Raw genomic sequence first — 13,109 nt, 5'->3', positions numbered from 1 at the left:
AGCTCGGCTTCATCAACCGCACCCCGTTGGTTTTCGACCGGAGGATCGAGCAATGCGCATCGCAAGCATGGGTCATGCGGTCTTTGCGGCAACCATGATCGCCCTCGGAATCATCGGCCTGATCGAAGGCGGCTTCACCGTGATATGGCAGCCGGTATTCGATCATGTGCCCGCGGCCGGAGCACTGGCTTATCTCTGCGCCTTTGTCTCGCTGGCGTGTGGCGCAGGCCTGTTCTGGCGGCGCGCCACTGCCCCCGCTGCCCGCGTGCTGTTCGTCTATCTCCTGCTTTGGCTGCTGGTGTTCAAGCTACCCGTCATCGTCCAATCGCCCGGCGTGGAAGGCTCCTATCAATACTGCGGAGAGATGGCGGTGGTCGTGGCCGGCGCCTGGGTACTTTATGCCCGGTTCGCCACCGACGGGGACAGGCGTTGGCTCGGTTTCGCCATCGGTGACCAGGGCGTGCGCATGGCGCGGGTGCTCTACGGCCTGGCCCTGATCGCCTTCGGCCTGTCGCATTTCGCCTATCTCAATTTGACCGCACCGCTGGTACCCGGCTGGCTGCCGGCGCATGTGTTCTGGGCGTATTTCACCGGCGGCGCCTACCTCGCTGCGGGCGTGGCGATAATCATCGGTGTGTGTGCACGGCTGGCGGCCGCGCTCTCGGCGCTGCAAATGGGCCTGTTCCTGCTGTTGATATGGGTACCCATGGTCGCGGCAGGCCATATCAGCGCCTTCAATTGGGGCGAGACCTATGCCACCTGGGTGCTGACGGCGGCCGCCTGGGTGGTGGCGGATTCCTACCGCGGCATGCGCTGGCTTGCTGTGGGAAATCGCTAACGCCGGCGTTATGGCAAATATCGAATCGCAGCCACCGAAAAGGTGGCAGGAATTATCCCTGGCACTTTTCCGCCTTCTGTTCGATAGCAGTGCCGGCTCTCGTCAGGAGGAGGCACTGACCCGGCCAACTCCGCTTTGTTGTTTTGGTCACACCACCGCGCGTATCCGATTCGCCTGCTGCGCTTCGCGGGTCATCGCATAAACCTTGCGCACGTCCTCAATCATGTCGAAGGCCGGCGCCTGCTGGTTGTTCACACTCCCCCAGGAACTGCGGCCAAACCACGAAGACGTCGACGCGCCGGGCCCGAACGTGATGGTGCCGCTACCGTTGGATCGCGCACTCAGGGTGATGTCGCTGAGAGTTGCCAGCGTTACGCTTTTGATCTGACGATTGAACAGACCGCCGAGAATGATGACGCGCTGATCGGTGAGGCCATAGTACGTACGCGTCCGCTGGTACCAGTCCACGAGGAACCGTCCTGCAAGCATGTAGAAACCGACGAGCACGAAGGGAATGCCTTCCGGCATCAGGTACAGCGGCGGCTGGTCTGTCTGGATGCCGTGCCGGAAAGTCCCGAACATCAACATGTAAAGCCAGAACAAGGTGAAGGGCACAGCAAACCAGTCGGCGGTACGCCATCGCAGGCCCTGCTGCGGCATCCCGCTCCACAACAGGCGTTCACCCCGCGCCAGCTCCGGCCGGAGCTTCTGATCAACTTCAAACGTCATCCCTGTTCCCCGATGAAATGCAGGTCGCAGCCTAGCAAAAACTTCATCCCGGTCCTTTTTTGATGCGGATCACTGGCATCTGAAATTGCGAAAAATGTCTCCGCCCCCTTTGAGCGCGAGCCGGCAGTGCGCTGGCGGCTCAACCGGTGCCGGTCAGCCAGTGCGCCACGCGCAGCCAGCCCGCAGTCGAACCAAGCATGACCGCCGCCACCTGCCATGCCAAGGTCAAGCCGATGCCCCAGGCGAAAGCCGGATGCAGCCGGCGATGCCGCAGCGTGTCGTAGGTTGCCGCGCCTATAAGCACCAGGTCGGTCAGGCCGAAGGCGAATGGCAAACCGGGCAGGTGCAGGTAAAGCGGCGCTAATCGGCCCAGCGCTGGCGGCAGCAGGTTCAGCGTTGCGGTCAGCATCAGCCGGCGATGCCAGTCAGTGCGGCGCCTCAGCAGCAGCGCGGCGACGACAAGCGCGGTAAAAACCGCCACATCGAATAGCGGTACGGTGAGAAACACCAGCGCCGGCGGACCCGGCGTGTGGCCCAGACGTGCGGCCTCGATCGCCGTCATCGATCCGACGATCGGTATCAACACCACCATGACCACCCCGGCGATACCCATACGCCGATGCAGATCGACCCGGTGATTCGCCACCAGCCAGGTCTGGCTGGCGAACAGCACCACCCAGGCACTCATCAGCAAACCGTGCAAATGCACCAGCAACGGCAGTGCTGGCTGGGCGAAGGCGATCTTCAGATAGTAGGTTTGGGCAAAGCCGGCAAACACGGCCAGACCCACGGCCAACGGCACCCAGGGATACATCCGCCGCGTCAGTGCCGGGCGGGATCGAACGGAAGCGCGTGGCATGGTTTTTCCCCCAGGAGAAAACAGCAGCGCACTGATGCTATGCCTGTGCTGGAGGGTCGTCAAAAGCTGTCGCGCAGGCGGTGGCGCACAAACTGGCTCGCGACTGCTACCACACCACATGCTGCACGAAAGCACGACGTTCGATCTCGCACGCGCCTTCGGTTGATTACGCCGACGGTCGCCGACTGGAAAGTGGGTTGGCTTTGAGCCATTGCTCTGAAAGGTCGCAACTGTCGGCACCCGCGTGCGCGCAGGACCTCACGCGAACCGAGCCCTCAAGGAGTGGACCGTGAGCCCGAGACTCTGTGCGACGCACGACGCGCACCTGAGCGGGGTCCGCGATGACCGACGAGTGTTTGGCAAGCAGCAAGGGCCGCTGACGCGGCCCTAACCAGAACGGCGACTGGCGCGATCTTTGCGCCACATGAAACACGGCGGCTGGGGGGCCGCGGCAAGACGGACATCTACCCTCGGCATCGCCGAGGAAGAGCAAAAGTGCTTGCTTATTATGACCCGGACGGCGGAATGGTGACCTCCGTTTTGGTTTGACGCGCAAGAGTCACGAACCTCGCCACCCGTCGCTTGTTCACGCAAGAAAAGCCATAGGTGAAGTGAATCGAAGAAACATCTCATCCAAGTTCTTCTTGCTCTCGCGTAGATCTAAAAGCCCCTTGTCGATCTTCGCATACTGTTTAGCAAGCCGCGTCTGTTCAATGCGATCGAATCGACCGAGCGCGTCTACGGGGACTTCGATCTCAAATGCACGCATGTTGGTGAGCGACGCGCGGAATGATCGACTGAATGACTCAACAACGGCGCGATGACGCAGCGCATACAAAAGATAGGTTGGCGAGATATCGGGCGTTTTGATGCGAAGCGCGCCGCAGTGGTCAGTGATCGAAAATACAAACTTCGCTTCCTTCAAAGCAAAATCGAAATTTCCGTCAATGCCCCAAATGATGGTCGGTCGCGAATAGCTGTCAAAGGTCTTATGGGCAACAAAACCGAAAGGATCATTCACGTTCGAGCTAAATACCGGAATTTCACCTATCCCGTTTGACATATTCCTCTTTACAACCCGTTCGCCGATGGTCAACTCAAACAGTTCTGCTTGTCCCAGTTTGACAGTCGTCATCATTCCAGACGCAATACTCGCGTCGTACAGTTTCTGAAATTTGGCAACATCCGTCCGAAATTTTGCAAGCTCCGCGGTTAGCTCATCGTGACCGATCGGCTCCAACTCCTTCTCGACCCCAAGAGCGACTAGTTCGGCTTTTGACCACCAACGGTCCACAACCCAGTGACCAGGATTCGAGAATAGCTCGAATTTCTGAACCTTGCATCGTGCACTTTCCTTTTCAAGCATCGACTTGGTCGCCTTTTTTGCAGCCAAAAATACTTTAAAAAGCTTCTCCATTTCAGGAAGATCGTTATCTGTAATTTCTTCTCGCTTCACACTAGTTAGCTTCTCGCCGATACTCGTAACGAGATAGGTAAATACCGGATCGGTTTGAGTGGGCAATAGTCCATCAATCTCGGTTTTTTTCGTGATCGCCAGAACGTAAGTCAGCTCGGCGTTCGAGAAGAATGTTCTGGGTGGCAAGGCAACAATAGCATCGAGGTAGCACTGTTCGAGAATGAAGCTTCTCAGCTTTCCGCCATTGACACGACCAAGAATGCCATCAGGGATAATGACGAAAGCTTTGCCACCAGCCTTTAGCGAATTCACTATCCATTCGATCGACAGCCCTTCTAGGCCAAGGGAATTGATCGGATAGGCGTCCCTTGTGAGGGCCTTGCTCTGAAGCTCCTCTTTGATAATGCTCGAGCCGCTCGTTACATAAGGCGGATTACTGAGAATAACGTCATACTTCTCTTCTTCCTTCGTAATTATATGGCCGAAAGTTCCGACGTTATCCTTGAAGAGACGAAAAGTCTCGTTAAAAGCCTTTGCAAACTCCGTGGTACAGGTCGGATTTGAAAAAAGCAATTCGGCAATATAGATAAGCATATTCGCTTTCGCGAGTATGATCGTTCGCTCATCATCACGCTCAAAGCCTTTGTCAAAACCCTGTAGAACGAACCCAGGATCAATCATCTTATCTTTATTGGGCCGATAAGCATTTTGCATCGCCTCATTGAGATTAAGAAGCTCCAATGGGAAGCCACCTACACCGCAGAACGGGTCACAAAACCGCTTTCCCGCAAACTGATAGGATTGTTCGTTCAGACCTGCCATGCGGATGACAGACTGTACGACCGAGCGGGGCGTAAAGTATTGGCCTAAAGCCTCTACTTCTTGCTTCAGAAAACTCTCGTACAGCTTTGTCTTGAATTGTTTGTCGATCTTAGTGAGACTTCCGAATTCCTCAGAGTACTTATTAAGATGCTCTAGCGAGCGCGCGAATAGCAATGACTGTGTAATATTTGGGGAGCCATCCTCGGTGACGAATATAGTTCCGTTGATAATTGTCGTGTTATCAACTTTTGATTTTGGAAAAAGCTTAAGTATTTGCTTTCTGGTATTAACGGCGTAAAACTCAAGAGCTTTATCGACATCGACGCGCGATATGTCATACACCTTTGGAAAAGCATAATCGTCGTCGAGAACCTGTAGGTCACTGAGAAACTTAAATATGAAAAGTTCGACTACATTATAAAGGCATTTTACAGGGGACTTGCCCGTCGCAACCCAGATCGTTTGCCATAGCCGCGCAGCTAATGGGGTAGGATCGATCACCGAAGCGCCGATAAGTTTGCTGTTCTTCTTTGATATTGAAGAGCGGATCTGGTCTAGTAATGCTTCAAGTTGATTTGTGTTGCTGACATTCTTTGGATGGAAAACGAACGTTACATTCGATCCATTAGAATGTGTAATTTGGTCGCCAGTGTGGGCGTTCACCCAAATGCTCTTTGATCCATCGGTGACGATCAAAATATTGCACAAGGCTTTCGCGACAGCAATTTCCTGATTGATCGCCGCTTTAACATGAGCGTCAGTTTTTAATTTGGATGGTTGCTTGTATTCAATAACTGCAACGATCTTTCCTTGATATATAACCAACCCATCAGGCTTCTTAGTTGCAAGCGCTACCACAGCGGCGCTTTTTTTTACTTTTCCATGAACAGCCAACTGTCCAAGCGTTGTCGCTCCCAGCTTGTAGTACTCATATTTTCCAACAGCCTGCGCTGTCGTCTGCAAAAGCTCTTCACTCACTTCAATACTCCGTTACCCGCTAGGAGCCGCTATCCACGATAGGAACGGCTGATCATCCAAATCACCGCAAACTCATCAAGGCTGCCGCGGGGACATTGCCAGCGCGTTCCGAATTACCATGTTCACGACAAGCGAAGCTATGAACCGAGCACCCTCGGTCAACGGTCGCCCGCGAAAATTTTCTACGTCCTTAGATAGAAGTCTACATCCGTTCATCGTGGCCCACAACGCCATTGGAGCCAATGGCTATCCAGATAATCACGAACCAAAGCACAAGAGCGGCATCGCTGCCGCTCTTGTGCTTTGGTCCCCATCAATCGTCTCTACTCACCCGCACTTTGAATACCCACAATTCAAACACGTCTGACACCCATCCATCAGCACCAGCGCCTGCGTATTGCACTTCACGCACAGCGTGGCACCGGGCGGAAAGCCGGAGTCGTTGATCTCGCCCTTGGCGCTGGCCGCCGCACTTACGTCAGTGTTTTTTTTTGCCCCGGCCGCCTCGTAGGCAGCGCGCTTGTCGGCGATCAGCTGGCGCGTGGCGGCATCCATTTCCGGATCGTGGATCAGGCCGATGTTCTTCATGTGCTGCTCGATCACCGCACCGATCTCGGCGACGATCGACGGCATGTAGACGCCGCCGGCCTTGAAGTAGCCGCCGCGCGGGTCGAACACGGCCTTCAGCTCTTCGACGATGAAGGTGACGTCGCCGCCCTTGCGGAACACGGCGGACAGGATGCGGGTGAGCGCCACGATCCACTGGAAGTGGTCCATGTTCTTCGAGTTGATGAAGATCTCGAACGGGCGGCGCAGCTCGTGCGGGGTGCCGGCGTTGAGCACGATGTCGTTGATGGTGACGTACAGCGCGTGCTCGAACAGCGGTGACTTGACCTTGAAGGTGGAGCCGACCAGGGTTTCCGGGCGCTCCACGCTTTCGTGCATCTGGATCACTTCGGCCTGGCGCACTTCTTTCGGCGCGGCGACGGTGACCGGGTTGGCGGCAACCTTGTCTTCGGGTTTGACCACGTTGTAGCCCGTGATCTTCTTTTCGATCTTGATCGCCATGGTGTTCGCTTCTTCTTGAGGTGTTGGTGCCGGAGTGGACGCGGCGTGGTGCGAGAAACATGCGGCCCGGCGCAGGGCCGGGCCGCATGCGGTGTTGCTTACTTCCGTTTTGCAGCGGCCTTCTTGGCGGCAGGTTTCTTTGCCGACTTGACGCTCGCTTTCTTGCTGGCAGTGGACCTCTTGGCCGTCTTGGCGACGGCCTTCTTGCTGGCGGACTTCTTCGCTGCCGCCTTCTTGGGTGCGGCCTTCTTGCTGGCCGACTTTTTGCTGCTGACCTTCTTTGCGACCTTGGCGGCTTTCTTCTTCACCACCTTGGCGACTTTCCTGGCGACCTTCTTCACCGCTTTCTTGGCGACGGCGGCTTTCTTCGCCACCTTCTTGACCGCCTTCTTCACGGCTTTCTTGGCCACCTTCTTGGCGGCGGCCTTCTTCACGGTTTTCTTGGCGGCAGCTTTCTTCGGTGCAGCCTTCTTGGCCGCAGCCTTTTTCGGCGCAGCTTTCTTGGCAGCGGCTTTCTTCGGTGCGGCCTTCTTGGCTGCAGCCTTCTTCGGCGCAGCTTTCTTGGCCGCTGCCTTCTTCGGCGCGGCCTTCTTTGCTGCGGCCTTCTTCGGCGCCGCCTTCTTGGCCGGAGCCTTCTTCGCTGCCGGCTTCTTCACTGCCGGTGCAGCAGCAGCCACGGGCGCGGCCGGTACGTCGGGCAGCACGGGCAGCACGACGGCAGGTGCGTCGACGACCGGTGCGGCGTTGCTGTTCACTTCAAATTCGTTGTCGATGGACATGCTGATGTTCCCCTCCGATGGACCGCTTGAGTTGTCGCACGCTGGTGACGTGCGACGGTCAGAACCAGTTGTGAGCCTTTATTCGAAACCGCAAACAAAAGCTCAGAACTTGCCGTAGTAGCCTTCCTTCAAGGCATCGAAGAGGTTGGCGGCGGAGTGCATTTCGCCGTCGTATTCCACCTGCTCATTGCCTTTCAGTTCGACAACACTACCGTCCTCAAGCTCGAAGCGGTAGAGGGTATTTTCAAGGTCGGCTTCCTTGACCAGTACGCCCTGGAAAGCGGCGGGGTTGAAGCGGAACGTGGTGCATCCTTTCAGGCCCTGTTTGTAGGCGTAGAAATAGATGTCCTTGAAGTCTTCGTAGGGGTAATCGGTGGGCACGTTCGCGGTCTTGGAGATCGACGAGTCGATCCACTTCTGCGAGGCAGCCTGGATGTCGACGTGCTCTTTCGGGCTGATGTCGTCGGCGGAGACGAAGTAGTCGGGCAGCTTGTTGTCCGCCTCGTCGGTGAACACCTTGGCATCGGCATTGATCAGCGCGCGGTAGGCGAGCAGCTCGAAGCTGAGCACCTCGACCTTCTCCTTCGACTTCTTGCCTTCGCGGATCACGTTGCGCGAGTAGCTGTGCGCGAAGCTCGGCTCGATGCCGTTGCTGGCGTTGTTGGCCAGCGACAGCGAGATCGTGCCCGTGGGCGCGATCGAGCTGTGGTGGGTGAAGCGCGCGCCGGTCTCGGCCAGCTCGGCGACCAGGTTCGGCGCCACGCTGGCGATGCGCTGCATGTAGCGCGAGTACTTCGCGTGCAGCACGCGGCCGGGGATGGAGTCGCCGACCTTGTAGCCGTCGGTGACCATTTCCGGACGCTTGCGCAGCATGTCGCCGGTGACGGTGAAGTCGCGCAGCAGGATCGGCGCGGCGCCCTTCTCCTTGGCCAGATCCAGCGCCATTTCCCAGCCGGCGACGGCCATCTCGCGCGAGACTTCCTCGGTGAACGCGACCGCTTCGGCGCTGCCGTAGCGGTGCTTGAGCATGGTTACGGTGGAACCCAGGCCGAGGAAGCCCATGCCGTGGCGGCGCTTGGACATGATCTCGTTGCGCTGCTGCTCCAGCGGCAGGCCGTTGATCTCGACCACGTTGTCGAGCATGCGGGTGAACACCTTCACCACTTCGCGGTACTCGTCCCAGTCGAAGCGTGCCTTCGGGCCGAACGGATCGCGCACGAAGGTGGTCAGGTTGATCGAGCCGAGCAGGCACGAGCCGTACGGCGGCAGCGGCTGTTCGCCGCACGGGTTGGTCGCGCGGATGTGCTCGCACCACCAGTTGTTGTTCATCTCGTTGACCTTGTCGATCAGGATGAATCCGGGCTCGGCGTAGTCGTACGTCGAGACCATGATCATGTCCCACAGATGCCGCGCACGGATGTGGCTGTAGATCTTGCAGGCAACCAGGCCGTCTTCGCGGTCGACGTAGTTCTCGTGGGTCGGCCATTCGCGCCAGACCACCTTGGCCGGATCGTCGACGTCGATCTCGTCCTTTTCCTTGACGTGCACCGGGAACACCAGCGGCCAGTCCTGGTCGTGCTCGACCGCTTCCATGAAGCCGTCGGTGATCAGCAGCGACAGGTTGAACTGGCGCAGGCGGCCGTCCTCGCGCTTGGCGCGGATGAATTCCTTGGCGTCCGGATGGCTGATGTCGAACGTGCCCATCTGCGCGCCGCGACGGCCGCCGGCGGACGACACGGTGAAGCACATCTTGTCGTAGATATCCATGAACGACAGCGGGCCGCTGGTATACGCACCGGCGCCCGAGACGTACGCGCCGCGCGGACGCAGGGTGGAGAATTCGTAGCCGATGCCGCAGCCGGCCTTCAGGGTGAGGCCGGCCTCGTGCACCTTCTCCAGGATGTCGTCCATCGAATCGCGGATGGTGCCGGAGACGGTGCAGTTGATCGTGGAGGTGGCCGGTTTGTGCGCCAGCGCGCCGGCGTTGGAGGTGATGCGGCCGGCGGGAATCGCACCGCGGCGCAGCGCCCACAGGAAACGCTCGTACCAGTGGCCGCGCAGCTCGTCGCTGATTTCGACATCGGACAGGGCGCGCGCCACGCGCTGATAGGTACCGTCGATGGTGGCGTCGACCGGCTCGCCGGACTTCGCCTTCAGGCGGTACTTCTTGTCCCAGATATCGTAGGACGCGGGTTGCAGTGGAATTTCCACGACGGCATCACGACCTGTAGCTGGATTTGTGGCTGGGGCACGCAGTGTGCTCATCGGCTTCCTGACCTCTCGGTGCGGCCTCGCGGCCCCCGTTGATTTTTATTAGATACGACGGTGTCGTTCACGCTATCCCGGCGACAACGGACAGACCACGAGGATTGCCCTCCAGCCCATGTGCCGCTTGTTTCCGACAACAACGACTCCCCCTCAAGAGTGCGGCGATCGCCACCAGTACTTGTCCAAATACTGGTAATCGAACACAAGATGTTGTGGTTGCTACCGGGTAGGCAAGTTAACTCCCACGCCACTGGAAGTAAAGTACCCACGGCAGCATTCGGTGCAATGGAACCGTCGCGCACCGGCCCGGTCTTACCAGCGCTCGTTTTCATCGCCACCGGCTCCATCGCCCCAGTCGCCATCACCCCAGGCCTCATCACCTCCAGGAGGATTCCATGTCGCAGCCGCACTCCCGCTTCTTGCACTGGCTGACCGGCCTGCTTGCCGTGATCGTCGTTGCCAGCGTGCCCGGCACCAGTCGCGCCGCCACCCTGCCGACAGCGGTCGATGGCCAACCGATGCCGTCGCTGGCGCCGATGCTTGAGCGCGTGACGCCGGCGGTGGTGAACATCTCGACCAAGACGCGGGTGGCGGTGAGCAATCCGTATTTCAACGACCCGGTGTTCCGCCAGTTCTTCGGCCTGCCCGACACGCCGCAGGAGCGCACCAAACAGAGCCTGGGCTCGGGCGTGATCGTGGATGCGGCCAAGGGCTACGTGCTGACCAACAACCACGTGGTCGGCGGTGCCGACGACATCACGGTGACCTTGCAGGACGGGCGCACGTTCAAGGCGAAGTTGATCGGCACCGATCCGGACACCGATGTGGCGGTGGTGCAGATTCCCGCGCAGAGCCTCACCGCGCTGCCGCTGGCCGACTCCGCGAAGCTGCGCGTGGGCGACTACGTGGTCGCGGTGGGCGAGCCGTTCGGTCTGAGCGAGACCGTCACGGCCGGCATCGTCTCCGCGCTGGGTCGCTCGGGCCTTGGCGGCACCGGTTACCAGAACTTCATCCAGACCGACGCCTCGATCAACCCCGGCAACTCCGGCGGCGCGCTGGTCAACCTGCGTGGCGAACTGGTCGGCATCAACACGATGATCTTCTCGCCATCCGGCGGCAATGTCGGCATCGGCTTTGCGATTCCCAGCGCGATCACCACCGAAGTGATGGCGCAACTGGTGGCGCACGGCAAGGTGCAGCGCGGCAGCCTGGGCGTGCAGACGCAGGCGATCACGCCGCGCATCGCGCAGTTGCTGAATCTGAAAGACAGCAACGGCGTGGTGGTCACCGCGGTCAGCGACGACTCCGCCGCCGAACATGCCGGCCTGCAGGCGGGCGACGTGCTGACCACGCTCAACGGCAAGCCGCTGCGCAGCGAACAGGAGCTGCGCAACGCCGAAGGCCTGCTGCCGCTGGGCAGCTCCGTGCAACTGGGTGTGCTGCGCGACGGCCACAGCCGCGAAGTCAGCGCCACGCTGAGCGTGGAGAAACTGGCCAGCATCGACGGCGGCCAGCTCGATCCCCGCCTCAGCGGCGTGCGTTTCAGCGACCTGAGCGAGCGCCAGCGCAGCCAGGGTTTCTACGGCGTGGCGATCAGCGTGGTGCAACCGGGCAGCCGCGCCGCGCTGGCCGGGCTGAGCACCGACGACGTGGTGATCGGCGTGGGCAACCAGCGCATCACCAGCCTGCGCATGCTGCGCGGACTGGCCGGGGTGAAGCCGCGCCAGCTGGTGCTGGTGGTCGCCGACGCCGACGGCAGTCGCTACGTGGTGGTCAATTGAGGTTTGGCGCGCCAGCGAAACCGTGGCACGGGTCGCTGGCCGGCCGTGTCGCGGCGCACAGCCTGACGCTTTGCCTGCACGCAAATGCATGAAAGTGCTTGATGTTCTGCGTTCAGGCCGATGGAATATCCTCGCTACTTCACCCTATGTACGCCTTCGAGGCGGCATACTCGCGCCTTCCACATCACCCAAATCACGCCGGGGCTCCCCATTACCATGTCCGTCCGTCTTACCCGCCTGCTGTCCGTCGCCCTGATCGGGGCCTGCTTCGTCACTGCCCCGGCATTCGCCAAGAGTCATCCCAAGGCCAAGGCCGCTGCGCCCGCGAAAGGCCCTACCCTGATCTGGCGCGGCGACATCGCCACCGCGAATGGCGTCGTCAACGAGGTGGCGCAGGCATGGGAAAAGAACGGACACGGCCGTATCGAACTGCAGCCGTTCAACACGGCCTCGGGTATCGACGCGGTGGCTACCGGCACCGCGGATCTGGCCGGCAGCGCGCGCCCCGGCGACGGTAGCGCGCAGAACGCGAACCTCACGTTCACCCCGGTGGCCTGGGATGGGCTGGTGATCATCACCCAGTCGTCCAATCCGATCAGCGGACTCACGCTGAAACAGGTGCACGACATCTACTACGGCAAGATCCACAACTGGAGCGAGGTCGGCGGCCGCGACGCGCCGATCGACGTGTACGCCGTGGCCAGCCCCGGCGACGGCGTGGAATACAGCCTGCGCACGCTGCTGTTCGGCCGCGGCAACCAGCCGGTCGCCGCGCCGCGACTGTACGTCAACACGCGCAAGCTGGAAGAAGGCATCGAGCTCAACCCGAACGGCTTCGGTGTCGCCACGCTGGCCGACATCAGCGGCAACTCCAAGCTCAAGGCGATTCCGATCAACGGCAAGTCCGCCAGCGTCGCCAACATCGCCGACGGCAGCTATCCGTTGTTCATCCCGCTGTACCTGGTGACCAACCCGAGCAGCCCGAAGGCCGCCGCGGCGCAGAGCTTCGTCGACTTCCTGCAGACCGAACCGGCCAAGGCCGCGCTGCGCAAGCATGCCGTTCTGCCCTTCCAGGACGGCAGCGCGCTGGCCGCGATGGACGGCTCGCGCCGCAGCGCGATCCTCGCTGAAGTCGGCGCCCATGCCAGCCACATCACACCGGTGTCGGCACCGGGCGCGACCTATGCGGCCCGCGCCGCGGTGGCTCCGACCTCGCCCGATACCGTCGCCGCCAAACTCGCGCTGGACAAGCGCAACGCCGCCGACAAGCTCGCGCAAAGCGAGAAGACCCAGCTCACCGGTGTGAAGGGCGGCGTGGCAAGCGTCCACGTGACCAGCCTGGCGCACGTCCAGGGCGGTGTCGCTGCCTCGGGCGCCAAAGCAGACAAGGCAAACAAGAGCAGCGGCGGCTCGGGCAAGACCTACAAGGTTGCCAGCGGTGACACGCTGTCCTCGATCGCCAAGTCGCACTCGGTGGATGTCGCCGAGCTGCGCAGTTGGAACCACCTCAAGAGCGACAACGTCAAGCCGGGACAGTCGCTGCGCATTGGCCGCGATTGACGCCGGGGGA

Annotated in this window: 9 protein-coding genes; 3 read left to right on the top strand and 6 right to left on the bottom strand. The window is 60.1% G+C overall.

The genetic code is table 11. From position 1 onward, the window contains the following. The first annotated feature begins 52 nt into the window (after positions 1-52). The gene (locus IE071_RS00140) at positions 53-838 is read left to right on the top strand and encodes a DoxX family protein (protein WP_189439173.1); all 786 of its coding nucleotides are present in this window, start codon (positions 53-55) and stop codon (positions 836-838) included. A gap of 147 nt (positions 839-985) precedes the next feature. On the opposite strand, the gene IE071_RS00135 is transcribed toward IE071_RS00140, so the two are convergent. The 6 genes from IE071_RS00135 to IE071_RS00110 all read right to left on the bottom strand — a co-directional run bounded on the left by IE071_RS00135 (position 986) and on the right by IE071_RS00110 (position 9,755). Next, entirely contained in the window at positions 986-1,567 is a 582-nt protein-coding gene (locus IE071_RS00135) for a PH domain-containing protein (protein ID WP_189439172.1), read from the bottom strand. 139 nt (positions 1,568-1,706) lie between these two features. Beyond that, the gene (locus tag IE071_RS00130; RefSeq protein WP_189439171.1) at positions 1,707-2,426 is read right to left on the bottom strand and encodes a hypothetical protein; all 720 of its coding nucleotides are present in this window, start codon (positions 2,424-2,426) and stop codon (positions 1,707-1,709) included. A gap of 586 nt (positions 2,427-3,012) precedes the next feature. Further along, positions 3,013-5,643, bottom strand: a complete 2,631-nt coding sequence (locus IE071_RS00125) for an N-6 DNA methylase (RefSeq protein ID WP_189439170.1) — start codon at positions 5,641-5,643, stop codon at positions 3,013-3,015. Between the two features lie 327 nt (positions 5,644-5,970). Further along, positions 5,971-6,711: a TSCPD domain-containing protein gene (locus IE071_RS00120; protein ID WP_189439169.1), complete on the bottom strand. Its 741-nt coding sequence runs from the start codon at positions 6,709-6,711 to the stop codon at positions 5,971-5,973. Positions 6,712-6,809: 98 nt separating this feature from the next. Beyond that, positions 6,810-7,490 carry a hypothetical protein gene (locus IE071_RS00115; protein ID WP_189439168.1) on the bottom strand — a complete coding sequence of 227 codons (681 nt, stop codon included), beginning with the start codon at positions 7,488-7,490 and terminating at the stop codon, positions 6,810-6,812. 102 nt (positions 7,491-7,592) lie between these two features. Beyond that, positions 7,593-9,755 carry an adenosylcobalamin-dependent ribonucleoside-diphosphate reductase gene (locus IE071_RS00110; RefSeq protein ID WP_189439167.1) on the bottom strand — a complete coding sequence of 721 codons (2,163 nt, stop codon included), beginning with the start codon at positions 9,753-9,755 and terminating at the stop codon, positions 7,593-7,595. Positions 9,756-10,153: 398 nt separating this feature from the next. On the opposite strand from IE071_RS00110, the gene IE071_RS00105 reads away from it, so the two are divergent. Beyond that, positions 10,154-11,539, top strand: coding sequence for a DegQ family serine endoprotease (locus IE071_RS00105; protein ID WP_189439166.1), 1,386 nt, complete (start codon positions 10,154-10,156; stop codon positions 11,537-11,539). A 216-nt stretch (positions 11,540-11,755) separates the two neighbouring features. Next, the gene (locus IE071_RS00100; RefSeq protein ID WP_189439165.1) at positions 11,756-13,099 is read left to right on the top strand and encodes a LysM peptidoglycan-binding domain-containing protein; all 1,344 of its coding nucleotides are present in this window, start codon (positions 11,756-11,758) and stop codon (positions 13,097-13,099) included. Positions 13,100-13,109: the final 10 nt, after the last annotated feature.

Origin of the sequence: Rhodanobacter panaciterrae (genome assembly GCF_014651895.1) — a bacterium.
Taxonomy (GTDB): Bacteria; Pseudomonadota; Gammaproteobacteria; order Xanthomonadales; family Rhodanobacteraceae; genus Rhodanobacter; species Rhodanobacter panaciterrae.
The sequence above is the reverse complement of the archived record's forward strand: the minus strand, read 5'-3'. Positions and strand labels throughout refer to the sequence as shown.

What these genes read in the sequence shown, in the direction of transcription:
- IE071_RS00110 (WP_189439167.1), bottom strand. Translation starts at nt 9,755, where the DNA reads ATGAGCACACTGCGTGCCCCAGCCACAAATCCAGCTACAGGTCGTGAT.
- IE071_RS00100 (WP_189439165.1), top strand. Translation starts at nt 11,756, where the DNA reads ATGTCCGTCCGTCTTACCCGCCTGCTGTCCGTCGCCCTGATCGGGGCC.
- IE071_RS00130 (WP_189439171.1), bottom strand. Translation starts at nt 2,426, where the DNA reads ATGCCACGCGCTTCCGTTCGATCCCGCCCGGCACTGACGCGGCGGATG.
- IE071_RS00105 (WP_189439166.1), top strand. Translation starts at nt 10,154, where the DNA reads ATGTCGCAGCCGCACTCCCGCTTCTTGCACTGGCTGACCGGCCTGCTT.
- IE071_RS00140 (WP_189439173.1), top strand. Translation starts at nt 53, where the DNA reads ATGCGCATCGCAAGCATGGGTCATGCGGTCTTTGCGGCAACCATGATC.
- IE071_RS00120 (WP_189439169.1), bottom strand. Translation starts at nt 6,711, where the DNA reads ATGGCGATCAAGATCGAAAAGAAGATCACGGGCTACAACGTGGTCAAA.
- IE071_RS00135 (WP_189439172.1), bottom strand. Translation starts at nt 1,567, where the DNA reads ATGACGTTTGAAGTTGATCAGAAGCTCCGGCCGGAGCTGGCGCGGGGT.
- IE071_RS00115 (WP_189439168.1), bottom strand. Translation starts at nt 7,490, where the DNA reads ATGTCCATCGACAACGAATTTGAAGTGAACAGCAACGCCGCACCGGTC.